Origin of the sequence: Nesterenkonia cremea (assembly GCF_014642675.1) — a bacterium.
GTDB lineage: Bacteria > Actinomycetota > Actinomycetes > Actinomycetales > Micrococcaceae > Nesterenkonia > Nesterenkonia cremea.
Map to the genome: position 1 here is coordinate 45189 of NZ_BMIS01000004.1, position 25409 is coordinate 70597.

Annotated in this window: 19 protein-coding genes; 15 read left to right on the plus strand and 4 right to left on the minus strand. The window is 63.7% G+C overall.

The genetic code is table 11. The annotated features are described in order from the left end of the window. Nucleotides 1-45: 45 nt before the first annotated feature. The 4 genes from IEW85_RS05685 to IEW85_RS05700 all read right to left on the minus strand — a co-directional run bounded on the left by IEW85_RS05685 (nucleotide 46) and on the right by IEW85_RS05700 (nucleotide 4804). Complete coding sequence (locus IEW85_RS05685) at nucleotides 46-1395, minus strand: hypothetical protein (RefSeq protein ID WP_229658834.1); 1350 nt, start codon at nucleotides 1393-1395, stop codon at nucleotides 46-48. 120 nt (nucleotides 1396-1515) lie between these two features. Then, nucleotides 1516-2604 (minus strand): hypothetical protein, encoded by a 1089-nt coding sequence (locus IEW85_RS05690; protein ID WP_188683611.1) that lies wholly within the window; start codon nucleotides 2602-2604, stop codon nucleotides 1516-1518. 9 nt (nucleotides 2605-2613) lie between these two features. Continuing rightward, nucleotides 2614-4050 (minus strand): N-acetylneuraminate synthase family protein, encoded by a 1437-nt coding sequence (locus IEW85_RS05695; protein ID WP_188683613.1) that lies wholly within the window; start codon nucleotides 4048-4050, stop codon nucleotides 2614-2616. Between the two features lie 46 nt (nucleotides 4051-4096). Beyond that, nucleotides 4097-4804 carry an inositol monophosphatase family protein gene (locus IEW85_RS05700; protein WP_188683615.1) on the minus strand — a complete coding sequence of 236 codons (708 nt, stop codon included), beginning with the start codon at nucleotides 4802-4804 and terminating at the stop codon, nucleotides 4097-4099. Nucleotides 4805-4932: 128 nt separating this feature from the next. Between IEW85_RS05700 and IEW85_RS05705 the strand changes: the two genes are divergently transcribed. The 15 genes from IEW85_RS05705 to IEW85_RS05775 all read left to right on the plus strand — a co-directional run bounded on the left by IEW85_RS05705 (nucleotide 4933) and on the right by IEW85_RS05775 (nucleotide 25394). Next, on the plus strand, nucleotides 4933-6975 hold the full coding sequence (locus tag IEW85_RS05705; protein WP_188683617.1) for a tetratricopeptide repeat protein: 2043 nt from the start codon (nucleotides 4933-4935) through the stop codon (nucleotides 6973-6975). Between the two features lie 82 nt (nucleotides 6976-7057). Beyond that, nucleotides 7058-8545 (plus strand): 3-deoxy-manno-octulosonate cytidylyltransferase, encoded by a 1488-nt coding sequence (gene kdsB, locus IEW85_RS05710; protein ID WP_229658861.1) that lies wholly within the window; start codon nucleotides 7058-7060, stop codon nucleotides 8543-8545. A 229-nt stretch (nucleotides 8546-8774) separates the two neighbouring features. Beyond that, nucleotides 8775-10628, plus strand: a complete 1854-nt coding sequence (locus IEW85_RS05715) for a tetratricopeptide repeat protein (RefSeq protein WP_188683621.1) — start codon at nucleotides 8775-8777, stop codon at nucleotides 10626-10628. 42 nt (nucleotides 10629-10670) lie between these two features. Continuing rightward, nucleotides 10671-12155, plus strand: coding sequence for a Mur ligase family protein (locus tag IEW85_RS05720; RefSeq protein WP_188683623.1), 1485 nt, complete (start codon nucleotides 10671-10673; stop codon nucleotides 12153-12155). After that, a complete protein-coding gene (locus tag IEW85_RS05725) occupies nucleotides 12152-13279 on the plus strand; it encodes a D-alanine--D-alanine ligase family protein (RefSeq protein WP_188683625.1) in 1128 nt (375 codons plus the stop codon). The genes IEW85_RS05720 and IEW85_RS05725 overlap by 4 nt, the downstream gene beginning before the upstream one ends. 9 nt (nucleotides 13280-13288) lie before the next feature. Next, nucleotides 13289-14464 (plus strand): D-alanyl-D-alanine carboxypeptidase/D-alanyl-D-alanine-endopeptidase, encoded by a 1176-nt coding sequence (locus IEW85_RS05730; RefSeq protein ID WP_188683627.1) that lies wholly within the window; start codon nucleotides 13289-13291, stop codon nucleotides 14462-14464. A gap of 60 nt (nucleotides 14465-14524) precedes the next feature. Next, nucleotides 14525-15661 carry a hypothetical protein gene (locus IEW85_RS05735; RefSeq protein ID WP_188683629.1) on the plus strand — a complete coding sequence of 379 codons (1137 nt, stop codon included), beginning with the start codon at nucleotides 14525-14527 and terminating at the stop codon, nucleotides 15659-15661. 354 nt (nucleotides 15662-16015) lie between these two features. Further along, nucleotides 16016-16984 carry a glycosyltransferase gene (locus IEW85_RS05740; RefSeq protein ID WP_188683631.1) on the plus strand — a complete coding sequence of 323 codons (969 nt, stop codon included), beginning with the start codon at nucleotides 16016-16018 and terminating at the stop codon, nucleotides 16982-16984. Further along, nucleotides 16977-18353 carry a polysaccharide pyruvyl transferase family protein gene (locus IEW85_RS05745; RefSeq protein ID WP_188683633.1) on the plus strand — a complete coding sequence of 459 codons (1377 nt, stop codon included), beginning with the start codon at nucleotides 16977-16979 and terminating at the stop codon, nucleotides 18351-18353. The genes IEW85_RS05740 and IEW85_RS05745 overlap by 8 nt, the downstream gene beginning before the upstream one ends. Nucleotides 18354-18618: 265 nt before the next feature. Continuing rightward, on the plus strand, nucleotides 18619-20619 hold the full coding sequence (locus tag IEW85_RS05750; RefSeq protein WP_188683635.1) for a tetratricopeptide repeat protein: 2001 nt from the start codon (nucleotides 18619-18621) through the stop codon (nucleotides 20617-20619). A gap of 4 nt (nucleotides 20620-20623) precedes the next feature. Further along, complete coding sequence (locus IEW85_RS05755; protein WP_188683637.1) at nucleotides 20624-20953, plus strand: hypothetical protein; 330 nt, start codon at nucleotides 20624-20626, stop codon at nucleotides 20951-20953. Further along, nucleotides 20950-21237 carry a hypothetical protein gene (locus tag IEW85_RS05760; RefSeq protein ID WP_188683639.1) on the plus strand — a complete coding sequence of 96 codons (288 nt, stop codon included), beginning with the start codon at nucleotides 20950-20952 and terminating at the stop codon, nucleotides 21235-21237. The genes IEW85_RS05755 and IEW85_RS05760 overlap by 4 nt, the downstream gene beginning before the upstream one ends. A 233-nt stretch (nucleotides 21238-21470) precedes the next feature. Beyond that, on the plus strand, nucleotides 21471-21809 hold the full coding sequence (locus tag IEW85_RS14690) for a GNAT family N-acetyltransferase (RefSeq protein ID WP_373286550.1): 339 nt from the start codon (nucleotides 21471-21473) through the stop codon (nucleotides 21807-21809). 4 nt (nucleotides 21810-21813) lie between these two features. Continuing rightward, on the plus strand, nucleotides 21814-23574 hold the full coding sequence (locus IEW85_RS05770) for a hypothetical protein (protein ID WP_188683643.1): 1761 nt from the start codon (nucleotides 21814-21816) through the stop codon (nucleotides 23572-23574). Next, complete coding sequence (locus IEW85_RS05775; RefSeq protein ID WP_229658835.1) at nucleotides 23571-25394, plus strand: hypothetical protein; 1824 nt, start codon at nucleotides 23571-23573, stop codon at nucleotides 25392-25394. Before IEW85_RS05770 ends, IEW85_RS05775 begins: the two co-directional genes overlap by 4 nt. The last annotated feature ends 15 nt before the right edge of the window (nucleotides 25395-25409 follow it).

Genomic DNA, 25409 nt, shown 5'->3' on the forward strand with positions numbered 1-25409 from the left:
CGAGCACCATCCTCCCCACGCGGTCCCTGCGCAGCACGCGCTGGGCTATGTCTGCGGAACCTGGGCCGGCTCGGGCCCGTCCATCGAGGAGAGGTCCGTCGAAGACAGCTCGTCTGAGGGTTGTTTCCTCGGTTCAGGCTTGTCTCGGAACTTCGGGGCAGGCGGATTCCATGGCTTGAGCTGCTGAAGGATCTCCGCGTAGAAGTCGTCGACCGCTCCGGTGACCGATTGGATGAATGAGCTCTTGCTGCGGACCGAACGCGCCAGCCCCATGGGGTAGATCCGGGTGACTCTGAACCGGCTGAGCTCGCGGTTCGGATCCGGAATGACCACGGATTCGTCGGCCCGGGCATCCTCGATCGGTGCTGCTTCCCGCCGCCCACGATAGTTCGCTTCGATGACGATGTCCGTCTGCTCTTCAGGAATCTGGCGGAGGAGCCAACGGACGCGGGTGTTGTTCCTCGCGTGACCCGACGCCGGGACAACCACTGACGCGTGGAGCTGCTGGCCCCGGAGGTCGCAGGTGATCTCGAGGTCGGCCACAGTGCCTGGGATCCGGATCTTCGCAGACATGCAGCTGTCGCTGCACAGCTCTTCGACCAGCTCTGCCGAGCGTTCCGCCGGGTCCTTCTGTTGCCTGCGTGGCAGCTGCGGAAAGACGTCAGCACCCAACCGCTGACCCAGTTTCAGACAGGTGTAGCGGATCAGAGCATCGAACTTTGTGGCGACCTGTTCGATCTCCGGGTCGGACTTGCGCATGACGCCTTTGCGCGCGGCATCACGAACCCGCGTCCATTGGGCTCCCATGTCGGTGAAGTCCAGGGCGCCAGACTTCTCGTGCTCCAGGTAGCGGATGAGCTCACCCAGGATCCAGGCCTGATCGGGATCTTCGATCCCGCGGACTTCCTTCTCCATCACTGCGACAGAGATCAGACGCATCCATGAGAAGTGGAAGAGCTCCACGGTCCTGGTCTTTCGCTTGTCCACGTTCAGGGGGTGGCTCCCCAGCACCGGCGGGATCTCGTTGGAGACGGTGATGACCGCGTCGAACTTCTGTTCTCTGGCCACGTCCAGGTAGTTCTCCACCTGCTCCTGATCCAGTGCGTTGTCGGATGTCTTCACCTCGACCAGTGCCGTCCACTCGCGCTTCCCTCGCGTCACCCGGATCAGGCCGTCTGGCCGGACGTTCTTCTTTCCGAGCTCGAAGGGGACCTCCACGTAGGTCGCGATCTTCCCAGCAGGGGCGCCGCAGGGCTTGGTGATGGACCTGCCGAAGTCGTCCACCGCCCCGATCACCGCCAGAAGGGCCGACGTCGCACGACGTTCCTGCTCCAACGCACTTCCGATGCCGGACGTTGGGATCAGGCGCGCTTCATGCCAGGTCTTCAAAACCATCTCAGCCCCCTCTGAGTGTGAGTGATATGCCTCACACTATAGGACGTGAATGCGCGCGATCTCCGACCTGCTCATCTGCATGTCGGTGGGGACGAGGGTGGCCGGGCCCAGTTCCCGGCCCTACTGCGCGGGGGAGCGGCGGACGATCTGTTCCATGATCGCCAGCTGCGGCTGACGGTACTTCCCATAGTCGGGGTGGCGGAAGTCGGCCACGCTCGCGGCGGGATCGATATCGACCACCAAGGCTCCTTCGGCAGAGTCCAATGCGGAGACCACAAGGTCGACGCCGGCGGCCTCCAGTCCGGGCAGCGCCCACAGCCCGTCGATGGCGAGCTGCTTGATCTCTTCGGACAGACCGTCGGTCACATCGACGTAGAGCGTCCCCTCCCGCGGAGCACCCGGAACCGGAGGGAGTTCGTGGATGGACCCGTAGGCCGGGACATGGGATCGGGGCAGTCCGGCCTCGGTCAGGGCCTCGCCGTCGAGCTCCGGGACCTTCTCCTCAGGCCCGAGGCGCCGGGCCAGTGCAGCCTGCGCCAGCTCGTCGAAAGTTGAGGCCCCGTCTCCGAGGATGTAGAAGGGAACCCGGACCAGAGCGCTCACCACAGCCTCGCCCACCACGTAGGTGTGCAGGTCCAGGCCGTAGTGGGCGGCTTCGATCAGGATCGGGTGCTCAGGCTCCACACTTTCCACGGCCTTCTTCCAGGCGGCTCGGAGGTCGCCTTCGAAGCGCACGCCCACGGTGGCCCCCTGGGAGCTGGAGGCTCGGGAAGGCTTCACCGTGGCACGGCGGCCCAGCTTCTCCCAGTACCGCACTGCAGTCGCGTACTGGTTGTGTTCGAGGACTTTGCTCTGCGGCGTCGGGACGTCAGCGGCCTTCAGATAGCGCCTGGTCATCGCAGTGGAGCGGCAGACGCGATGAGCCTGATGGCTGACCAGAGAAGTCACTCCATCGTCCACGCTGCCCACTGCCACACCGGAGTAGAAGAGGATGCGGTGGGCGTCGGTGATCTTCTTCATGTGCACCTTGTTGCGCCGAGCCGCGCGGAAGAGCAGATACTTATGGGAATATACCTGCGGCCACTCACGCAGCTCGGCGTACCGCGGCTCGATCTGCTCGGCGATGAAACGTTCGACGGCGCCAGGGCGCTCACTCAGCTTCACCTGGGGACGGTGTTGCTCGGCCCCCTGGGCCTCTTCCGCGGTCATTCGGACGTCTCAGTACTTGTGGTGCTCTGAGGCGGTGATCTTCTTCTCCGTGGAGCCCACGTGGATCTGAGCCTGGCGGACGTTGTCCACGTACTCCTTGAAGGCATCTGTGGTCAGATCCACGGCCACGGCGTCGAAGTGGGCCCACTCGGTGTTGCCCAGTTTGACGTGCTTCTCCACCATGCCGGCGCCGGCGGCCACTGCCAGGGCAGAGGCCATCCATCCGAAGTCGTGGGAGGAATACCCGGGAACGATCCGCGGACCGGGCTTGGAGGCCTGCTCCTCAGCCAATTGGGCGTAGTGGCGGACCACACCGATGTTCGTGTGTTCATCCGGAGTGGGGTAGGCGGAGTTGCAGTGCAGCAGGTAGAGGGTGTCCTGCTTGGTGAAGGTCTCCAGCAGCCACTGCTCGTAGTCCTGATCCGTCATGCCCGTGGAGATCACCAGGGAGCCGGTGTAGTTGTTGGCCACGTACTCCAGGTAGTCCTTCTTCCGGGAGATCGTGGAGGGCAGCTTCACCAGCGGGATGTCCAGGTGCTCCATCATCCACTCGAAGGACGGCTGGTCCAGCACAGAGGCGAACCACTTGATGCCCAGGTCCTTGGTGAGCTCGTCGAGGAAGGTGAAGCCCTCCTTGCCCAGCTCCAACTGGTGGCGGTAGTCGCCGAAAGTGGTGCCGAAGGGGGACTTATACGGAGCGGCGAGCTGCTCTGCGGTGTAGAAGTGCTCGACATCGCGCTTCTGGACCTTCACCCAGTCGGCGCCGGCAGCGTGGGCAGAGCGGACCAGCTGCTCCAGGCGATCCAGGTCTCCGAAGTGGTTGGTGGTGATCTCCGCGGTGATCTCTACTGCGGGGACCTCGAGCTCTTCGGCCTGGTCCTCGGCAGGAGTGGGCTCGGAGACCTCCACCCGGTACTTCTCGTTCAGCGCCTCAGTGGTGAGGTTGGAGAACTCGTGGCTGCCCACGTGGTGGACGTCCAGGTTGGAGTCCTCCAGCACGTAGAGGGCGTTGCGCAGGATGTACTGCTGCAGCTCCACCCCGGCCTTGCGGTGGCTGGTCAGCTCGGGGGAGTACTGGGTGTTCGCTGCACGGGCGTTGCCGGATGCGGGGGAGAAGTCGAAGCCGACCATGTAGACGGTCTGGGTACGGCCCTTGGTGTCGGCGATGGTGCGCGCGACCTCCAAGGCGGTGAGGAACATGACTTCCTCGATCGCGGTCTCGTCCCGGTTCTGGAAACGGCTGAGCATGATGTCTTCCTCATCGTTGCTCAGCGGCTTATAGGGTGCTCGGACCACGGTGTGGCCCGGAGCGTGAAACTCGGTGGAGGTGATGTAGGCCTTGGACTGCAGCCCGTCGTCCTGGAGGGAGTCTGCCACCCAGTCTTCGTGGAAGATGGTGATGTCAGCGGGGTGGATGCGCTCGGCGTCGTTGATCCCGATGACCACTGAATCCTTGAAGACGCGGCTGCTGACAGAGTCTGCCGACGGCCCCTTACCGAGGATGACGATCGTGTCGGTGCCGTATATCGACCCGGTATCGCTTGCCAGGCTTGAGATAGCTGCCGTCGTATTGCTGGTCATTCAGGTAAACCTCACAGTTGTGTTCCAGGGCGAGTTGAAGGCCCGCCAGCAGGTCCCATGAATAGGCGCCGACGGGGTTGATGAACCGGGCGAAGCGTCCCGTGATGACGCCGTAGAGATTGTACACAGCGGCACCCATGAGCCGGGCCTGGGGGGTATCGGCCAGCTGTCGCGCCAGTTCATCGTCGATCCCGGAGGAGAATGCGGTGATCCGGGAGGAGGCAGGGGTGAAGGTGTCACCTGTGATCAGCCGCTGACCCAGCTGGGGAAGGGAGATCATGCTGGCCTGGTGGGCGCCGTCATGCCACAGGGTCACCGCCACGCCCCATTCGGGCAGGCTGGAAGCGAAGTTCTCCGTCCCGTCGATCGGGTCCACGACGGCGACCCACCCCTCCAAGGAATGGTCGGGGGAGTACTCGCCCTCCTCGCCCACGAAGGTCAGGCCTTCGAGGCGGGAGGTCAGGTACTCCTCGATGCTCGTCTGGACCAAGACATCAGCGGCGGTGACCGGGGTGTCATCGCCTTTGAGGGTGACCTCGCTGCGCAGCTGGTCCAGCCGCGGCATCAGGTCGCGGACCAGTTCGTCGACGCCTTGTAGGGCCTGTTGGGCTTCACTCATCGTGGCGTACTGTACCGCAATGGTGCGTCGCGGATCTGAACCTCTCCTGGAATGTTCTTCATCCCCGTGCAAGGGCCACTGTGTAAACTGACGCCCGTTCAGCAAGGACCAGACACATTTGGGGCAGCATGGCAGCAAAGAAGACGTCGTCCGCGAAGAAGCCCAAGGGCCTGGTGCCAGTTGCGAGAAAGGCTGTCCGGCTGGCTGAGCGCCGTACGGTCGCCGCCGCAGTCAACGCGGTCAGCCGTGTTCCCGCCCTCGGAGATCTTCCCAGCGGCGAGGCCTTCCTAGCCAAGCAGGCATCAGCCGGCAGCAGGCGCTTCATGCCGCAGGCCGAGGTCAGGATGAAACAGACCAAGCGCCCCTCGACAGGACGTCTTCCGCTGTTGATCATGCAGCACGCTGCATCCGGTGAGGTGGCCCTGGCCGATGCCGCGGACCACCAGGGTTCTGCTCACCCCAACTTCTTGGAGCGAGTCGCCACCCGCATCGCTGACGAGGGAGATCTCCAGACCGCGGTGCGCCTGCGGCGTCGGGCCCTGGAGCTGGACCCGGAGAACCCGGCCCGGCGCCTGGCGTTGGCCAACACGCTGGCTGCCGTAACCGAACGGGGCGTGGTCCATGACTGGATCGTCGGCCTGGCCAACGGGCCGGTGGCCGCCAATGGCGAAGAGATCTTGGACCTGCTCAAGCAGGCCTATGAGCTGGCCCCAGGCAACCCCTACGTGCTGCATGAATATGGCACAGCACTGATCGGGGCCGGGCAGGTGCACGAGGGCGTCCCGCTGCTGGAGATCGCTGTGCTCAAGCAGCCCGGTGAATCCTGGTTCATGGAACTGGCGGATATCTACCGCCGCCCGGATGTGGCGCAGTTTGAGAAGGCCATGACCTTCTACGAGCGTGTCTTTGAGAAGGACCCCAAGAACACCAAAGCGCTCTCTGGGATCATCAATGCCGGAACCCGCGGCCCTATGGACTGGGCGCGGATCTGGCGCAGCGTGCGCAAGCTGGAGACTCGGAAGAAGACGAAGGCGACCCCGTACGAGAACGAGGACGTGCGGGCTCAGCTGGATCAGCTCCTATGGACCCAGGAGAACCCAACTGAGGAGCAGGTGGAGACTCTGGTTGCTGGGCTCAAGCGCGAGGCCAATATGGACAGCATGCTCCACCCGATGGCGCTGAACCTGGTGATCACTCGTCTGCAGTTCGCTCGCTTCTTCTCCGCCGGCTTCGCTCTGCGCGAGGCTGCGGCCAAGGAACGAACCCGCACGCTGCGCAAATCGGCCATCACCACGGCTCACCAATTGCGGAGCCTCATGAAGGCCCACGCCTACCTCGACGACGGCGAGACCGCCGCGTCCCTGGCGGACCCGCGATTCTGGGACTCCCCGGATCAGATGGAACGCCTTCAGATCGAGAAGCTTCAGGCGGACGCTGAGCTGATGAGCGGCCGCCCTGAGGCTTATATCGAGTACTCCCGCAAGGCCCGCAGGCGCACGCCGCTGACTGCCGATGACACCATGGAGAAGCTGATCAAGGGCCGGCGCGTCGCCCTGGTCGGCCCCGCAGAGACCGGCGACCGGCTGGGCAACATCATCGACGAATATGACGTGGTGGTCCGTCCGCGTTACCAGCCCGACTTCATCGCAGAGAATCGGGACGCCCAGGGCAGTCGCACCGACATCACCTATTATTCGGGGCAGGATCTGACCAGCCTGTTCGAGACGATCTCCGGGGCCGCAGAGGCCGGGGACATCAAGGTGGTCAATGCCCGTCCCTTCAGTCATGCCGCTCATGCCCACCGGAACCTGGAGTGGCTGCGCTTCTACCGGCAGGACTTCTCCCTGTGCTTCCACGGGGGCTCTCTGGGCATCCAGCGGATGGCCTATGATCTGTTGCAGTTCCAGCCGGAGGAGATCTGTGTGTTCAACTCGGACCTCTACACCGGCAACTCCATGTTCACCACCGGGTGGCGCGAGGGCAACACCTTCGGGCCGTACTCGCACATCAACGACATCGTGGTCTCCCATGATGTGAAGTCCGAGTTCAGGTTCATGAAGGCGCTGATGGGCACCGGCATCGTCACCGCACAGGGCCGTGCCGCGGAGGTGCTCGAGCAGACCCCGGAGGAGTACGTCCGCGCAGTCGAGGACGCCGGCGTCCTCTGCTGACGGGCTGACCGCCTCACCACCCATCTATCGACGAGAGAAGAGACCGTTCTCAATGGCATTCAGAGGTCATCGGGTCATCGCAATGGTGCCCAGCCGGCTCGGATCGACGCGCTTGGAGCGCAAGGCACTGGCAGATATCTGTGGTCTGCCCATGGTGATCCACGTACTGCAGAGAGTGCAGATGTCTCCGATCGTCGACGAGGTCTTTGTGGCCACCGACTCAGAAGAGATCAAGGAGGCGGTTGAGCGCCACGGCGGCCGCGCCATCATGACTGGCACACACCACACCACGGGGATCGAGCGGATCGCCGAGGCCTCGGCAGACATGGACTATGACGTCATCTGCCTGATTAACGGAGACGAGCCGGCGCTGAACCCGGACCATATCCAAGCCAGCGTCGACGCGTTGTTGGATTCGGAGGCGCCGACGTCATTGCTGGCATCGAAGTCTTCTACCGCGAAGTCACCGTCCGACTTCAAAGTGGTCATCAACCGCGCGGGGGAGGCCATGTACTTCTCCCGGGAGGACATCCCGTCACCGTCGCGTTCTGGCGTGACGAACTTCCTGAAGGCCTACCACCTGATCTCCTTCCGAAAAGGTGCCCTGGATACCTACACCTCCCTGGGGAAGACCCCGCTGGAAACGATCGAGGGCCATGACCACCTGCGCTTCCTGGAGAACGGTCACAAGGTGCAGGTCGGTGTGGTCGAGCATGATTCCTTCTCCGTGGATACACCGGAGAACTTGGCTGAAATGGTCGAACAGATGAAGGAGGACCCGCGGTTCAGCGCGTATAGACATTTGGCTTCTGCAGACACGTCAGAGTCAGTGTCATCGGCGAGGGCCGCTTGGAACAGCTCCCCTGTGGTTGCAGTGGTGCCGTGCCGGGCCGGAAGCGAACGCGTCAAGGATAAGAACACTCGGCCTTTCGCAGGCTTTGAGGGCGGCTTGTTGGAGCTCAAACTCAAGCAGCTGGCAAACGTCGCAGAGATCGACAAGATCGTGGTCTCCACCAATGATCCGTCGGTCGTGGAGATTACACAGGAGTTCAGACGGACCTCTGACAAGCCCATCGTGATCAACGAACGTCCTGATGAGCTGGCCTCCTCCAGTACCCCGATGAGCAGGTTCATCCAGTATGCGGCAGAGCTCGAGGATGACGGGACCATGCTGATGACTCATGTGACCCACCCCTTGGTGACATCTGAGACCTTTTCTGAGCTGATCGCGGCTTGGCGCGAGGCTGAGTCAGCTGGTCATGACAGCTTGATCACCGCTACGCGACTGCACGCCTTCCTGTGGGATGAGAAGGCTCAAGCCTTCAACTATGACGATTCCGAGGAGAGATGGCCTCGCAGCCAGGACATCGATCCGCTGTTCGAGATCAACCACGCGGCCTACCTGATGCCTTTCGTGAGGATGCGTGAGGTCGGAGATCGTGTGGGGGCCAACCCACGGATCTACGAGATGGAGCAAGACGTGGCTATGGACATCGACTGGGAGCACCAGTTCGATCTTCTCGAAGACATCGTCACCGCGAAGCTGAGCCGAGGGATAACACTGACCTGACCGGCTGTTAGATTACATTGAGTGATGGCGCCCACGATTGCGTAGCGGCGTTCTGTGAATTGTGTCTGCTCTGCCGCAGAAGCATCGAAAGGGTGTATGGCGCGTGATTGAAAGTTCCATCGACAGGCTGACGAGGCTGGCTGGGCCCTCGGCCATCAAGGCCCTGTCTAGGTCCGACGCTGGACGCAGTGAGTTGATGCGCAGGGCGGCGTTGGGAAGCCAGGACTTCGTGTCCCGGACCGAGACCCTGGTCACGGGGCGAAAGCGCCGTGGGCAGACTAGGGCGGAGAAGTACGCCAAGACGATTCTGGAGAACGTGCCGGGCAGGGAGATCCGGTTTGCTCTCGCCGCAGCTGAGGAAGGGCTGGCCACCGCGGGGCTGTTGGAGCGGGTCGCCTCTCGTACGATGAAGGTCGCCCAGCCAAGCGACATCATCGACCTGCGTCGAAAAGCTGTGGACCTGGATCCTCGGCGGGCGCACCGATATGTGGCGCTGGCCGCAGCACTCGGAAATGAGACGCAGACTCGGATCGTTCATGGGCCAGCAGTGGGCCTGCATCGGGGTCAGGAGACTCCGCATACGGACGAGATCATCGAGCTTCTGAAGAGTGCCCAGCGGCTTGCGCCGGCCAATGCTGTGATCGCTTTCGAACTGGGCCAGCGGCTTTTGGAACGAGGAGACGCGGAATCGGGGCTCGCCCAGCTGGAGAAGGCGGCGCTCAAACGCCCTGATGAACAGCGGCTCATGGCACTTGCCCAGGCCTATCGCAGACCTGACATCGCACAGTTTTCACAGGCGCTGGAAAGCTACGAGCAGGCCTATACCCTGAACCCTAAGAACCAGAGAGCTTTGGGGGGAGTGGTGCACGCCGGCGCACGGGGGCCGATGGACTGGCCGCGAATTTGGCGCACCGTCCAACGGATCGAATCTAAGCGGCAACACTCACCCCTTCGGAGGAAGAGCGTCGCTGAGGGCATGGACTCTCTCTTCTCTTCCAGGCAGGAAGTTGACGCTGAGGCGGTCACCGACCTTCTGGCCGAGCTGGACGAGTGCCAGGCTCAGGGGAAGGAGCTGCATCCTCATACAGCGGGACTGCTGACTCTGCGGGTCCAGTTCCTCGGTCATTTTGCTGAAGGCTTCCGTTTGAGAGCCCGTAGCGCCGAACGGAAAGCTCAGCGCCTGCGACGAAGCGGAGTCCGGGATCTCGGCGGATTGCGGCAGATGATGCAGGCGTTGGTCTATCTGGACAATGCGGAGACGGCGTCTCGTCTGTCGCAGGACATCGATTATTGGGCGCAGAACACCGGAGAGCAGCGTATGGCTGTGGCCAAGCTGCACGCGGACGCCGAGCTGATGTTGGGCAACCCAGAGCCATACTTCAATTACTCGGTGGACGCTCGTAAGGGCTTCTATCTTCCCGCTGAGCGCAAAATGGTCAACCTGATCAAGAAGAAGCGGGTGGCCATCGTCGGCCCTGCTGCCACCGGTGAGTCGCTCGGTTCTGAGATCGACCGGTACGACGTGGTGGTTCGGCCGAACTTCAACCCAGAATTTGTGGCGTCGCACCCTGAGTCGATGGGCAGCCGGACTGACATCGCGTACTACTCCGGTCAGGACATGACCACACTCATCGACGACGCCGGAAGTCTCATCGAGAACTCTGATGTACAGCTGATCAATACTCGATCGTTCAGCTATCACACGCACCACCACCGCAACTTGCCGTGGTTGCGGTTCGCACGGCATGACTGGTCCTTGTCGTATCACGGATCTCCCTTGGGGATTCAGCGCATGATCTATGATCTGCTGCAGTTCCGTCCCGAGGAGATCGCCATCTTCAACTCGGACTTCTATACGGGGTCGGGAGAGTTCGCCGAAGGGTACCGGAAGAAGCGCAGCTTCGCGCCTGGGTCATTCATGAACGATCTGGTGGTTGTTCACGACCTTCTCACTGACTTCCGGTTTACTCAGGCGATGTTGAAGACAGGACGGGTGACTGCCAAAGGGCGGGCGGCTCAAGTGCTCGAGATGACTCCTCACGAGTATCTTCGCCAGGTAGAAGCAGCGGGCGTGTTGGCGTAGAGGCGAGGCCTTCGACGCTGGAGACTCTCAGATAGGAATGTAATGAAGATCGATGAGTGGCTCGCTCGCAGCGCTGAGCGGCAGACCGGTTGGGTCTATGAAGGCGACACCGATGTTGAGTTCACCGGCTTTCAGCTCCCGGGGGTGAAGAAGGGCGACGGAAGCACATTCTTCGATCGCTCACGCTTCTATCTCCTGTTGGACAAGAGCTGGGGGAACTACCACCTGCGCCAGTCTGCTCAGTTCAAGAAGACAATCGATGAGGTCTTTGACCTGGCTGCGCAGCTGGGAATCAACAACTTCCTGGCCCCTATGGAACTGCGTGGCAGTGCTGCCTTGCAGGACAAGAACGTGATCTTCGCAGAGAACAGTCGCGCGTTCGTCGCAGAATCAGGGCTGACTGCACGTCGTGAGGCGCATGCTGCAGGCAGGCCTCTCATCGGCGTTACTGGAGCAGCCGGCAAGTCGACGCTGACTGCAATGATTTCGCAGGCGATTCGGTCAGCGCAGCCGGGAAGCTCGGTGCTTCATCCACCACCGAATTTCAATATCTTCGACCGTCTGGTTGCTGAAATGGCTCAGATGTGGGAGGCCGATTTTGGTGTCCTTGAGATGTCCAATGTCGTCTGTGAACAGGCATCGAAGCGCAAGAGACCCTTGTCGCCAGACGTAGCGGTTGTCACGAACATCTCTCATGCTCACGTTGAGAAATACGGCACGGTCGAAGAGGTGGCGAAGGTTAAGTCGCTGATCTTCGAGAGCCCATATGAGGGAGCCCGTGCGGTGATAAATCCCGATACCCAGCATGCGGACATCCTCATCGGCAAAGCTGAGCGCGAGGGATGGGACATCTGCCTCTACGGCGCCGCAGAAGAGGCGCATTTCAGACTGCTTGACTACGCCGAGAACACGAACAAGATTACAGCCGCCACTCCCTGGGGGGAGATGGAATACTCCTTGGGAGCAGCAGGAAGGCACATGGCTCTCAACAGTTTGGCGACTCTGGCCGTGCTTGACTCCATCGGGTTGGCGCGCTCGTCAGATTCGCTGACGGGTATCGAGGCGTTCGAGGCCCTGCCAGGGCGCGGGAAAGAAACGGAATTTCGCGTCGATGAGGGCCCGATTTGGGCAATCGACGAAGCATACAACGCGAACCCAGAGTCGATGGGGCACTTTATTCGCACCGTCGGGGCGAAGCAGCTCGGAGGACAACGCCGCCGCAGGATCCTGGTGCTGGGGGACATGCTGGAGCTGGGAGACGATTCAAAACGGCTCCATCGCGAGTTGCAGGTCCCGTTGGCCGCGGCCTCTTTCGATCATATCTATCTCCACGGGGAGCTCATGACCGAACTGGCGTCCGAAGTGGAAGGCCCAGGGGTCACACACGTTGCAGAGCTAGCGGAGCTTGAGTCCGTGCTGCGTGACGAGGTGCGGGCCGGTGACGTCGTCGGTTTCAAGGGGTCCCAGAGTACAGGCCTCCACCGCGTACTCTCGAGCCTCAGCGAGACTTGGAAGGGAACGGCATGACGACGACTGCGACAAAGCCTCGTGTGCTGGTGCTCTTCGGCGGGCAGTCCCCGGAGCATGCTGTCAGCTGCGTGACCGCGGCGGGCGTACTCCAAGCATTGGACGCTGAGAAGTACGAGGCAGTGCCGGTGGGAATCACGCGGGACGGCCAATGGACGGATCCAGTGATTGACCCGCGCACCTATACGTTCGCGGATGACACGTTTCCCGAAGTCCTTCCGAGGGATGAAAGTCTGCAGCTGGTCCGGCAGGACGGAGTAGGCGTCCTGATGGCGCTGGACTCTCATGGAAGTGGACACAACCTGGGCGCTGTTGACGTCGTCCTTCCGCTTCTTCATGGGCCGTTCGGAGAGGACGGGACGCTTCAGGGCATGCTCGAACTGCACGGCCTTCCGTATGTGGGGGCCGGTGTATTGGCGTCAGCTGCGGGCATGGATAAGCAGTTCATGAAGATCGCGTTCGAAGCTGCTGGGCTGCGCGTAGGACCTTATAGAACGATCATGGCGAGGCAATGGGAGAAGGACCCTGCGGCCTGTCGAAGAGAGATCCAGAGTCTTACGGTTCCGCTCTTTGTCAAACCCGCACGTGGAGGGTCATCTGTAGGCATCACCCGCGTAGATGACTGGTCACAGTTCGATGAGGCCGTGCGGACCGCACGGGAGTATGACCCGAAAGTCATTGTCGAGGAGGGAATCGACGGTCGCGAGATCGAATGCGCGGTCATCGGTGGGCTTGGCGGAGAGCGGGCGCGCGCCTCATACTGCGGCGAAATCGTCGTTAGCGGCGCGAGCAGTGCGCATCAATTCTACGATTTCGCCGCCAAGTACACCGACGGTGCTGCTGCCGAACTCTCGTGTCCGGCGGATCTTCCGGAACACGCCGCTGCCGCGATCAGGGAACAGGCGGTTCTCGGGTTCGAAGCTCTCGGAGTTGAAGGGCTGTGTCGTTCTGATTTCTTCTACTGTGAATCCGGTGAGATCTTCATCAACGAAGCGAACACCATGCCTGGCTTCACTCCGGTCAGTATGTACCCGCAGATGTGGAATGCCACCGGATTGCCGTATAGCGCGCTTATCGATGAATTGCTTCAGTTGGCCTTGGAACGGCCGACGGGACTGAGGTGAAGAATGAGTATGGTTGCTCTGAAGCAACTGCAGCGTGAGCTGCGGGCTGAGGCTGTGGATCCCTACATGGGGGAGGTCGGTGTCTCGGTATGGGACGTCTCAGAAGGGAGAGAGATCTTCTCGCATGAGGCGGACAAGTCACGGATGATGGCCTCGACTTCTAAGATCTTCACCATCGGCGCGGCGCTCGCCCACTTGGGGCCTGACTATCAGGCAGAGACGAGGCTTTGGTCTGACGGGGAGATCGATGATGAGGGAACTCTGCGCGGAGATCTGTATCTCGAAGGCGGGGGAGATCCGAGCCTGGGAAGCGCCAAGCACAGCGAGGTATTTCACTATGGCGTCGCCTCTACAGGCAACGACGTCGTTGATGCTGTACAGCGGGCGGGCGTCAAAGAAATCAGTGGGGCGGTGATCGGCGATGGGAGTCGGTTCGACGCTGATGCGCGACCAACGGGTCGCCTAGGCGGGCTGACGTACGGGCGGGGCAAGGGCGATGACGTCGCGCAGCATGCCGCCGAATCCATCACTTCAGTCTTACGCGAGGCAGGAATCGCCACGGCTGGGGAAGTCACATCGGGAATGGTCCCGCAGCACGCCGATCTTCTCGGAACGGTGCGTTCGCCTAAGCTGGGCGAGCTCATCCGACCGGCTGGGAAGAGGTCTGACAACTTCATTTCGGAGATGCTGGCCCGTCAATTGGCTGTTGAGGTGCGGGGAGAGAGGCCTGGTACGACGCGTACAGGGGCCGAAGTGGTGGCGCAGTATGCTCGCGATCGTGGCAGCGACATTCACCAGGTCGACGGCTCAGGTTTGGCCTTCCGTAACCAAGTCGCTCCCGTTTCAGCGGTTAACTTCTTGAGGGAGATGGTGAGCCAGCCCTTCGCGGCCGAATTCACGGATTCACTGGCGCTGATGGGTGTCGACGGAACCTTAGATGATCGGGGTCGGAACACGTCAGTGCACGGTGCGGTGAAGGCTAAGACAGGCACCCACCTGGTTCGGGGCAACACTGCCAAGGTGCGTGAGTTCCGGTGCAGCGCGCTGACGGGGATCTGCCCAGGGCCGCAGGGGCGTACCCTGCTGTTTTCGATCATGCAGGAGAATCCGAAGTCGCGGTACACGGCCCTTGCTGCGCAGGAACGCATGGTGCGGTCGATGATGGACTACGCCCAGAGCAGCTGATGGAAGCGAGCGGCGCGTTCCAAGGGTTCGCCCGTCTACTGGTAGGGAGCTGAATTTGGCATGACCCAGTCGGCAGAAGAGCTGGAAACGATGGGCGAGTATCGGCGAGCGTACCTCGTCTATATGTCCGAGGCAGAGGCCCTCGCGAAACCAGCCGCAGCGTACTTTCGAGCAGGCCTTCTAGCCGGTCGGCTGGAGAACACTATAGGGGCGGTACGTGCCTTTGAACTGGCCGTGTCGACACCCGGGGCAGTTCCGAATTACTGGTACTACTACGCCCGCTCTCTTCACCGGATCGAGGATCCCTATAGAGCGCGATATGCCTACCAGCAGTATGCCCAGCGGAGGACGAAGAAAGGCGGCCCGGTCTTTCATCACCATGGAGGCCTGTTGCCTTTCCGCAGGGGCGTCAGGTACGGGGCGGTCCGGCGCCCTGAGTACGCGCATTCCATGCTCCACGCTGCGGAATTGGCCAGGGTGCTCGGGGAGGATCGTATCCGGGTGGCCGAGTTTGGGGTTGCCTCGGGGCAGGGACTTCTGGCAGCGCAGGATCATGCACACGTCATCGAAGAGCTGACCGGTGTAGTCGTGGAACTGTGGGGATTCGACACCGGTGAAGGAATCCCGGAATCCGACGATCACCGCGACCTGCGCCACTATTTCGGGCCCGGAGATTACGCGATGCAGGATAAGGGTGCTCTTGAGGCACGCTTGGAGCGTGGTCAGCTCGTGCTGGGTGATGCTCAGGAGACCGTGTCGGCATGGATCGCAGAAGGCCCCCCGATCGGCGCCCTGCTCTTCGATATGGATCTCTACAGTTCGACACTGGGTGTGCTTAACCGCCTCGCCGCAGCAGAGGACCGGCATTTCCTGCCTCGTGTGTCTCTGGCGTTCGATGATATCGGCCCGAAGACTCCGGCTTTCCAGATCAAGGACTATAGTGACGTCACTGGTGAGGCGGCTGCTATCCGGGACTTCAATCAGGGGCATCGAGAAGTTCAGCTGGCGCCGGACAAGTGGTTCACGGCTTTGCCTGACCACGCTCCGTGGCACGATATGTGTTATCTCATGCACCGGTTTGAGCACCCATCCTATAAAACTCGAGTGCGCGGTTCCGCCAGTGACCACATGCGATTGCGGCTGGACGCCGAGACCGATGAAGACCCTGTTGAAGACCCGGAGACAGGCTCCCTGTGACAGCTGTTGCCCATGACGAAGCCATCATCGTCAGCTTCGCCGCCGGAGAGAAGTACTAATTCGGCGCCTCCGAGAGGGCGGATCCCGAGGACCTCAGCGACCTGGCGTGGGTGGCGTTGGATCTCTGCGACGCTTCGCTCACTGATCTGATGGGTTGGCAGGGAGTGGCCGTCGTCTTCGGGGTGGTCCTTGTGACCGCGCTGCTACTGTTCAGCCGACTGATGTGAAGGAGCAGAGCTCGGTTCCAGAGGTCGAATCGCGGCCACACCGGGAGCGTGGATCAGCGACCGGCTGGTCGCGTCCCCTCGGGTAGCATGTTGGTCGCCCGTCATTCCTGAAATCTGTGGAGGCATCTTGGCTGACCGCGTGGTGGCGTACGCCGCCGGAGATCACCGGATCGTATTCCCTGCTGCAGTGGCACTGCAGTCATTGGAAGACCACAACCCCGGTCAGTATCACCGAATCATCTGCTTCGACGGCTCAGACCTGACCGAAGAGCACCGGCGGATCATGGACCACCACGGTATCGAGTTCCTGGACGCACGCACCGTCCCGGACTTCACCCGGGTCAAGGAGATGCCGCTGATGCAGGAGGGCCGCTGGCCCGCCGAGGTCTTCCTGAATTGGGCGCTGCCCGAGCATCTGGCCACCCTGGGTTGGCGGTACTCGCTGAAGTTCGACTATGACGTCGTCTGCGTTGACGCCGTGGAGGCCGTGGGCAAGGCCATCGAGGCTGGCACTGCTGTGGCCTACCGCCGTCTGGGCCCGCGCTACCAGGCGCCTTCGGAAGAGATCGCTGCCGCCTTCGAGGACAAGACCGGACGCCCGTTTCCCACCAGCAACAAGATCAACGTGGGTGTGGCCTTCTTCGACAACCAGGCCATGCAGGAGGGGAGCTACTTCGACAACTTCCTGAAGGCCTACGGCGCCCTGATGGAGATCTCGCCGCAGATGAACGCCACTGAGCAGATCGCCCTGGCCGCCGTCTCGCATGATTTCGGAAAGAGTTTCCGTCCGTTGCCGGCTTCGATGAACCGCTTTGCCCGGCCCTTCAAGTCGAAGTTTGAGCCCGAGGCTGACATTCGGATCATCCACTACAACGGTAACCTCAAGCCGTGGAAGCCCATCGAGGACCGCCATTACAGGATGGCCAAACGCCACGCAGAGATTTCCCCGCTGCTGCTGCGCGAGATGTGGCTCCAACATGCCCAGCGTGTGCGGGGCTTCGAAGACTATACCGATGAGCGCCCCATCCAGCCCTTGGAACTGCTGAGCCTGGTCAAGACGCTCGAGAGCTCCGCAGAGAGTGAGGAAGATGACTGACCGCAGTCTGCTCGAACAGCTGAAAGCCTCGGCCCGGACCACTTCCAGCCTCATCGCCCTGGGCGTGGAACCGGAGATCGTCCGGACCAAGAACCTGCTGCGCCTCCCGTTCAAGATCCCTTCCGGCGAGGCCGTGGCCTACCTGAGCCCGACTGACGGCGGCATCGAGCTGGACATGCGCGCCAACCACAAAGCCGGACGCCAGGAGCTGCGCCGCGTCCTGTTGGGCTCGGCACGGCTGGTGGCAGCGCCCCGCGAGCACCACCTGCTCGCCCGCTTCGACGCAGACGCCCCGGCCCGCCGCATCATGAAGAGCACATCTTCCTGGATCCAGGCCGTCCAGCAGGAGACCGAGCAGCGTCACGAGCTCTACCAGGGCACGAGGCAGCTCGGGGGAGAGGACACCTTCGGCTTCTGGGCAGATGTCCGCGCCAATTTCGGCGATCAGATCGGCCCGTGGCTGGTCCAGGAGCTCACCGGTCGGCGCATGATCAACTCCCGCTACTCCAAGCGTGACCACGGCCGCATGACCGCCACCGTGGGATCGATCATCCATATGCTCCCCACCTCGGCCACCTCAGAGGCTGATATTTGGGGTGCTGGCCTGATGCGCAGACTCAGCGATGAGGAACGCGCCGGCCTGGAGAAGCTCAGTGAGGTCACTGTCCACGCCGTGCGGGGACCATTGACCCGTCAGCTTCTGCGGGAACAGCTGGGTTGGGATGTGCCTGAGGTCTACGGCGACCCGGCGCTGCTCTGCCCGAGGTTCTACACCCCGGATCCCGCACCCGAGGCTGAGGGCAAGATCGCCTTCGTTCCGCATTTCAAACACGTGGAACACCACTTCTCCACCGCCGCGGAGTTCCAGGAAGCCCTCGACGAAGACGTCCACCTGGTCGACGTCCACGAGGACCTGCGCACCGTGATCAGCCAGATCGCCTCCGCCCGGGTCTGTGTCTCCTCCTCCCTGCACGGGATCATCATCGCCCAGGCCTACGGCGTGCCCTGGGTGTGGCTCTACGCCCCGGACCGCAACATCGGTGGCGCCCGGTTCAAGTTCGACGACTTCTTCTCCACCCTGGCCGACGCCGACTCCGTGGTTTCCCATGAGGCTTCGGTAAAGGACTTCCTGCAGCTGCCCTTCGCCGAACTGGCCCAACAGGCTGTGCTGCCGGAGCTGGGCATCGACCTGGACGCTCTGCAAAACGCCTTCCCGATTCCGGCGGCGGAGAAGCCCGTCGCCCCGGTGAAGCCGCGTTTCCGCTGGAACCGCGTCTCCCTGGAGGAGCGGTTCATGGCCGATGTGCGAGCCTCTTACCGCCTGGCCCACTCCGCGGGCCGCCCTGGACGTGCTGGTCAGTCGCGCTGAGAATGGCGGCACGCTCGTCCTTCGAATAAATTCGGTACAGGATCCTCCTCGTGTGCCTGCGGCCGCGTCGGCAGTGGGCCGTGACATTTTGAGAGCATCAGCTCGCAGACCAGGAAGAGGGTCACTGTGCAATTCAGCTCCGCCTCTGTGGCCTCGATCAGCGGGGCGACGGTGCTCGTGCTGACCGGACGTGGGCGTGTCCTACCACCAAGTGGCTCCGGACGCGGAGCAGTAGCATCCGCTCCGGCCCAGTAGACTCTCCACGATGCTGAAACCACTCGCCCTCGGGGCGGAGGCCGGCCGCCGAGCCATGGGCCTCGCCTCCAAAGTTCCCGGAGCCGACCTCGCCGCAGCCCGCGCCGTGGTCGCCAGCGGCCGCCTCGTCCCCACCACCACGGAGTCCGCGCTGACCCCTGGTCGCGTCAGACTGCGCACCCTGCATGAGCACGCCGCCACCGTGCTCTTCGAGGCCAACCCCACCGGATCGGCCAAACTCCTGGAGCGCCTGGACCTGGAGACCATCGACGACGCCGGCTACCTGGAGCGGCTGGCCCAGCGCTTCCTGAAGGTCAAAGAGTATGAGGCCGCCCTGCAGATGCGGCTGCGCGCCAAGGAGGTGGAGCCGCAGAACCCGGTGCGCTGGGTGGCCCTGGCCCGCTCCTACCAGCGGGCGGCCAAGGGCGGAATGGTCCGCGACTCCGTCGGCGGGCTGGTCGAAGGACCGGTGGCCGAAGGTGAGAAGGCCCAAGAGGCTCTGCAGCGGGCCGCCGAGCTGGCCCCAGGGGACCCCGGCATCGGCTACCAGCTGGGCCGCTTCGACTTCGACCACGGACAGGTGGACGAGGGCCTGGACCGCCTCCAGGAAGTCACTGAGAAGCACCCGGCCTACCGCTGGCTGCTCGACTACGCCCACCGGGCCCGCCGCCCGCACGTGCTGCAGATGGAGCGCGCCCAGAGAGCCTACGAGCAGGCCCTGGCGCTGCGGCCCACCTCATCGGTGGCGTTGCGCGGAATCCTGGCCACCGGAACACGCGCCGCCCAGGACTGGGCCGGCATGTGGGAGAGCGCCGTGGTCTTCGAGGCAAGCAAGAAGCGCGGATACGCCCGGCGCCGGGAGCTCGCCGAACAGCTGACACCCCTGGTCACCGCTCCTGACGTCAGCGCAGAGGAGGCCGAGGTGGTCCTCGCTCTGCTCCAGGACGCCGAGAGCCGCGGCATCCGGCTGCGTTGGGTCACCACCTCGCTGATCAGCTATCGGCTGCAGTTCGCCGGGCAGCTGCGCGCCGGCTTCGCACTGCGCCGCAGCCTGGCCGAACGTTCCCTGAAGTGGTTGGGCAGCTCCTCCGGCGGCCACGCGGGGCACCGGCAGAAGCTGCTGGCCGCACTGAGCTACCTGGGCCGCACCCAGGAGGCTCTGGAGCTGATCGACCCGCTGCCCTGGCAGCCCAGCACCGAACGCGGCCGGCTGCGTCTGGAGAAGCTGCGCGCCGACACCCGCCTGCTCCACGGGGACGTCCAGCCCTACCTGGACTACTCCGCTCGGGTCCGGGAGGCCACCCCGCTGCCGGGCGAGGAGAAGATGGCCGAGCTGATCCGCGGAAAGCGCGTGGCCGTCGTCGGGCCGGCTGAGACCACCGATGAGCTCGGCGAGCTGATCGACTCCTACGACGTAGTGATCCGCACCCGCTTCCAGGCAGGGTTCGTGGCGGAGAACGCCCAACGGATCGGCAGGCGCACCGACATCACCTACTACGCCGGACGCGACCAGGGCCTGCTGGCGGCCGAGGGCGCCGTCGCCGCCGAGTCCGGTGACCTGCAGATGGTGGTGGCCCGTCCGCTGAGCATGGACTCAGTGCGCAGCCTGTTGGGCGGGGAGACCCCTGAGTGGCTGCGGGTGGGCCGCCACGACTTCGCCGTGTGCTTCCACGGTGCCCCCTTGGGCGTGCCGCGGATCATCTATGACGTGTTGCAGTTCGACCCCGCTGAGATCGGGTTGTTCCACGCCGACTTCTATGCCGGGGACCAGGCCTACTCCCAGGGGTACTGGGAGGCCCAGCACGTGGGCTTCGGGCCGCATTCGAAGATGAACGATGTCATCACCGCTCACGACCTCGACTTCGACTTCCAGCTGATGCAGGCCTTCGCCGCCACCGGACGGCTCACCGCCCACGGTGCCTCGGCCGAGGTGATGGCGCTGGAGAAGGACGAATACCTGCGCCGTGTGGAGGCTGCGCCGATCTTCCCGCGCCCGGATATGTCACAATAGCAGCATGTCTCCGCACCAGAACGATCCACAGGAGTTCCATGCTCAAGCAGTATGGAACATCGACGGGTTTGAGCTGCCCTCCTATGTGAATCAGGTCGTTCTGCATCCGGGTATCACGGGTAGTGACGGGGCGCAGGAAGGGGTTTATCTCCATCTGGGCCATGTGATGCCTCCGGCTTTTCCAACGGGACCGGATGGTCGTCCAGTTGAGGAAGTTCCCGTCGTGAACGTAGGATCTTTCTTCCTCACACCTCAGGCATTAGATAACTTGGCGCATGCTGCACAGGAAGCGGCTCAGAGGCTCCGGGCGGAGCAAGGGAGGAGGGAACGGTGACGATTCAAAGCACTGTTTTTTCGTTTTCGCTAGCCGCGGCGGGGGCCTTTGCTACTGAAGTCAGCGTTGACCAACAGGCTCTCTCGAGCGGCCAAGCAACGATTTCTGTTCAAGCAACGACGTTTAGAGACGTTCAGAGCAATCAGGGTGAACCAGTGGTTTACTACCGTGCGTCTGACTCTGCCTCTGACCTTGAGAGGCTAGAGCGGATAAATGACGAGGCGGTTAATTCTGCGCAGCATAAGGCTGCTGTGCAGGCGTTGCCTGCGGCATTTAGCTTCTGAGCAGGCTCGGGCGCGTGCAGAGACCTGAACAGCTCGAGTCTGAGTGGCGAGAAGGATCGTACGTTGACCGCTTCGCTCTTCAGTATTTCGAGTGCGCAGAGCAACCGTTTCGACGCTTGAAGAAGCGTTTACCTGGGCGAGGCGACGAGCTTCAGCGGTATGAAAGTGTGGCCAAGTCACTTGTGCAAGGTGCCATTCGAGACCTGCGGCCACCTTATAGACGTCCTAAGCAGATGTACGTGTTAGTGAGAGCAAGCGTTCTAACAGGAGTTCTCTACTACGCCCTGCGGGAAGCAGGTTCTGTTCTGCAGGTTACTCTTCACCTGATTGGGATCGATAGGAGTGCGCAACAGTGCGGACTCGGCCGCCGTTGCCTGGAGGAGTTCATGAGCAAGGTAAAGCAAGAGGCGCGTCTCAAGGCCGTTTCCCGTGTGGAAATCTCAACGGTAGTTAACCAGAAGAATTCCGCTTCCCAAGCCCTGCTGACCCGTTTCGGTTTCACACATACCGGAAGAGTGTCAGATCATCCTTACCTGGGTACCTGGGCCCTCGTGGGCGAGTCTGCGGCCTGAGCCCATGGCAGTGAGCCTCTACGGGCTGCGGTACAAGATCGCTGCCGCGGCAGTGCTCAAGGCCGCGGCCCGGCGCGGTGCACGCTTGCCCGGCGCCCGGGGCGCGGTGACGGCCGCAGCGCAGAAGCTCCAGCCTGAGGGCGAGGCCACCGGGTCCTACCGCGGGCTGGCCGCCGGTCTGCTGCGTGATGCGCTGCGCGGCGAGACCGGGGGAGAGGCGCTGACCTACGACGCCGTCGCCGGGCTGGTCCCTGCCGCGGTGACGGAGCGTCCGCCCCAGGTGGAGACGCTGCGCGCCGCCGCCGAGCGGACCGGGGCGGCGGCCGATCTCATCGCCCTGGGCGCGGCCTGCCGGAAGTCCTACATCGCAGACTTCGACGCCTCCGCGGAGGCCTATGAGCAGGCCTTCGCCGCGAACCCCAAAGACCTGCGGGCCGTCGAGGGAACGGTGGTCTCCGGGGCGCGCTCACACTTCGACTGGCCGCGCATCTGGGCGGTGGCCGGCACACTGAAGCCCTCCCGCGGCCCCCTAGCCGCCAGCGCCACCAGCGCCACAGGAGCCACCAGAGACGACAGCGCCGCCGGAGCTGCCAGACCCCCCGGAGCTGAGTTCTGGGATGCCGTGGATCCGTTGTTCGGCCCAGCCCCTGACGCCGCGGCGCTGCACCGTGCGCAGGAGGCGCTGAGCCGGCACGAGAAGCACATCGGCTCTCTGCATCAGCTGCTGATCGAGACCATCGCCGAACGCGTCCAGTTCCTCGGCGCCTTCGGCGCCGGCGCCCGGCTGCGCGGCCTGATGGCACAGAACCGGGTGCAGGAGCTGCGCAGGATCCCTCTGGAATCCGCACTGTGGCTCAAGCACCTGCTGGGCGCCTACGCCTGGCTGGAGCAGGACCGGGCCCTGCGGCGCACTGCCGCCCGGCCGCCGGTGGACACCTCAGACCCGGCCGTGGCCCGGCAGGTGGAGAAGCTGCGCGCCGATGTCGCACTCTTCGGAGGCGACCCCGAGCCGCTGCGCGTCCACGCGGCCCGACGGGCCGAGGAGGCCGCCGCCTGGGGCGCGGCCCTGCCCGCTGAGCAGCGCATGGCCGAGCTGGTGGCAGGCAGGCGCGTGGCCGTCGTCGGGCCCGCCGCCGGAGGCCAGGAGCTCGGAGATCAGGACCTCGGGGAGCTGATCGACTCCTATGACGTGGTCGTCCGCACCAACCTGCGCAGACCACTGGACCCCGAGCGCAGCGCCCAGATCGGCACGCGCACCGACATCTCCTACTATGCGGCGCTGGACCTGATCCGCGGCTACGACCAGATCGCCCAGACGGTGGAATCCGGGCAGGTGCAGCTGGCGGTGACCCGGCCGCACTGCCTGCCGGCCTTCGAGCACCCGCCGAGCTGGCTGCGGTTCGCACCCTTCGAGTTCGGGCTCCACTTCCGCGGAGCGCCGCTGGGGATCCAACGGATCCTCTATGACCTGCTGCAGCATGGGCCCGCCGAGATCGGGCTCTTCCACGCCGACTTCTATGCCGGGGAGGAGACCCTGGCCCCCGGCTACCGGGACGACGCCCTGCAGTTCGGCCCGCATTCCCAGGCCAACGATCCGGTGGTCATGCACGATCTCAGCTTCGAGTTCCGGTTCACCCAGCGCCTGGTCCGCGCCGGCCTGGTCACCCCGCACGGAACGGCCGCCGAGGTGCTGGGGCTCAGCGCGCAGCAGTACCTCCAGCGCCTGGAGGATCGCAGCCCGCTGTCCGGAAGCAGGCACGGATGAGCGCCTGGATGAAGCGGCCCGTCGGCGTCGTGCTCTCGGCCGGACTGCTGCTGGGTGTGCTGGGCGCCCCGCCTGCCGCCGCCTACTCCAGTCCGGACCAGGTGCCGGACCCCTTCCAGGACTACAGCGCCCAGGACTACGCCGACGCGCTCTGGAACCTGGAGACCACCACCGATGTGCGCACCCACGAGCGTGAGAGCCGCGGGGACTGCGACGTCCAGCGCTACACCGTGAACCACCCGCTGGGGCTGGAGCCCGAGCAGACCTACGTCCACGTGCTCAGCCCCGATGGGACCTGGTGCGACGGCTCCGACGGTGATGAGCTGCGCGAGGAGTTCGACGCCCGGGATGAGGAGGACGAGAACTTCCACCACGGGGTGCCCTACGAGAACACCGAACAGCGCGTTCCCTACTACGGCACCTGGGAGGACACGACTGGAAACGGCCATCACTCCCGGACCGAGATCCATGCCCGGGACCTGGGCAACAGCACCTTCACCGTCTCCGGCACCTACTGGGACCACTACAGCGGGCAGATGGTCGACGTCGGGGAGACCGAGACCCACGCCGAACACATGATCCCGGTGGGCCACACCTGGCCGGAGATGCAGCACCGCAGCCGTGAGGCCCGCGTGGCCTACTACAACGACCACATGAACCTCACCAGCACCATCGGCTGGATCAACCGGGAGAAGTCCGGGCACACGCCCTCCGAGTGGATGCCCTCCGCCGAGAGCGCCCACTGCGCCTATGCGATGACCTGGACCCACATCTCCAATAAGCATGAGGTCTCGCTGTTCCAGCGCGACGTGGACCACCTGCGCGACCAGCTCTGGGACTGCCTGCAGGACGAGCTCCCCGACGACGCCGAGACCCTCCCCGGGGACCGCAGCCCGGACCTGGACTGGCAGGAGCCGGCCCCGGCCGCCGGGGGAGAGATCACCGACGGCGACGGCGGCGGCCCCCGGTCCGGCCTCAGCGGCCTGGACCTCGCCGACGCGCTCTGGAACCTGGAGAACCAGGTGCCGGTGCGCAGCGTGGAGCGCGAAAGCCGCGGAGACTGCGACCTGCAGACCTATACGGTCAGCCCGCCGCGCAGGGGAGAGGAGACCACCTACGCCCGGGCGATCTCCGAAGACAACGACACCTGCGACGGCGAGGACGGGGACACGCTGCGCGAGGAGCTCGACGAACAGGCTGAGGGTGACGACTCCTTCTTCCACGGGAGCCCGCTGAGCGGTCAGCGCCGCGAACACTTCGGCTACTGGAGCACCCCTGAGGAGGGCGAGCCCAACACCCGGCACCGTGTCCTGGCCCGAGACCTGGACGAGGTCGTCTGGAACTCCACGGAGACCGGCGTGGTCAGCGGAGAATACACCGATCCCTACACCGGCCAGGAGGCTGAGCACAGCGGGGCCGGCACGCAGCTGGATCACATCCTTCCGGTGGAGCACGCCTGGATCGAGATGGAGCACCGGCCGCGCGAGGAGCGCGTGGGCTTCTACAACGACGTCCAGAACCTCCTGGCAGTCCCGGCCGAGACCCAGGAGGACCGGGGCGTGCAGGCCCCACGGGACTGGATGCCGGAGTATGAGGTCTTCCAGTGCCGCTACGCCGCAGCCTGGGTGCATGCTGCGGCCAGCCATGAGATCTCGCTGTTCGCCTCCGACGTCGAGGTGCTGCGCGAGAGTCTCTACACGTGTCTTCAGGAGGCAGCCTCTGGTGACGGCGAGGGTGAGGCCGGCGAGGATGGTGACGACGGCGCGCTGGAACCCAGCCGCCGCAGCGACCTCGACTGGCCCACCCACGCACCCCAGTGACCGCTGATCCCTTAG

Coding starts and splice junctions, on each gene's coding strand:
- IEW85_RS05685 (WP_229658834.1), bottom strand. CDS start 1,395: ATGGTTTTGAAGACCTGGCATGAAGCGCGCCTGATCCCAACGTCCGGC.
- IEW85_RS05690 (WP_188683611.1), bottom strand. CDS start 2,604: ATGACCGCGGAAGAGGCCCAGGGGGCCGAGCAACACCGTCCCCAGGTG.
- IEW85_RS05700 (WP_188683615.1), bottom strand. CDS start 4,804: ATGAGTGAAGCCCAACAGGCCCTACAAGGCGTCGACGAACTGGTCCGC.
- IEW85_RS05705 (WP_188683617.1), top strand. CDS start 4,933: ATGGCAGCAAAGAAGACGTCGTCCGCGAAGAAGCCCAAGGGCCTGGTG.
- kdsB (WP_229658861.1), top strand. CDS start 7,058: ATGGTGCCCAGCCGGCTCGGATCGACGCGCTTGGAGCGCAAGGCACTG.
- IEW85_RS05720 (WP_188683623.1), top strand. CDS start 10,671: ATGAAGATCGATGAGTGGCTCGCTCGCAGCGCTGAGCGGCAGACCGGT.
- IEW85_RS05725 (WP_188683625.1), top strand. CDS start 12,152: ATGACGACGACTGCGACAAAGCCTCGTGTGCTGGTGCTCTTCGGCGGG.
- IEW85_RS05730 (WP_188683627.1), top strand. CDS start 13,289: ATGGTTGCTCTGAAGCAACTGCAGCGTGAGCTGCGGGCTGAGGCTGTG.
- IEW85_RS05735 (WP_188683629.1), top strand. CDS start 14,525: ATGACCCAGTCGGCAGAAGAGCTGGAAACGATGGGCGAGTATCGGCGA.
- IEW85_RS05745 (WP_188683633.1), top strand. CDS start 16,977: ATGACTGACCGCAGTCTGCTCGAACAGCTGAAAGCCTCGGCCCGGACC.
- IEW85_RS05750 (WP_188683635.1), top strand. CDS start 18,619: ATGCTGAAACCACTCGCCCTCGGGGCGGAGGCCGGCCGCCGAGCCATG.
- IEW85_RS05755 (WP_188683637.1), top strand. CDS start 20,624: ATGTCTCCGCACCAGAACGATCCACAGGAGTTCCATGCTCAAGCAGTA.
- IEW85_RS14690 (WP_373286550.1), top strand. CDS start 21,471: ATGTACGTGTTAGTGAGAGCAAGCGTTCTAACAGGAGTTCTCTACTAC.
- IEW85_RS05770 (WP_188683643.1), top strand. CDS start 21,814: ATGGCAGTGAGCCTCTACGGGCTGCGGTACAAGATCGCTGCCGCGGCA.
- IEW85_RS05775 (WP_229658835.1), top strand. CDS start 23,571: ATGAGCGCCTGGATGAAGCGGCCCGTCGGCGTCGTGCTCTCGGCCGGA.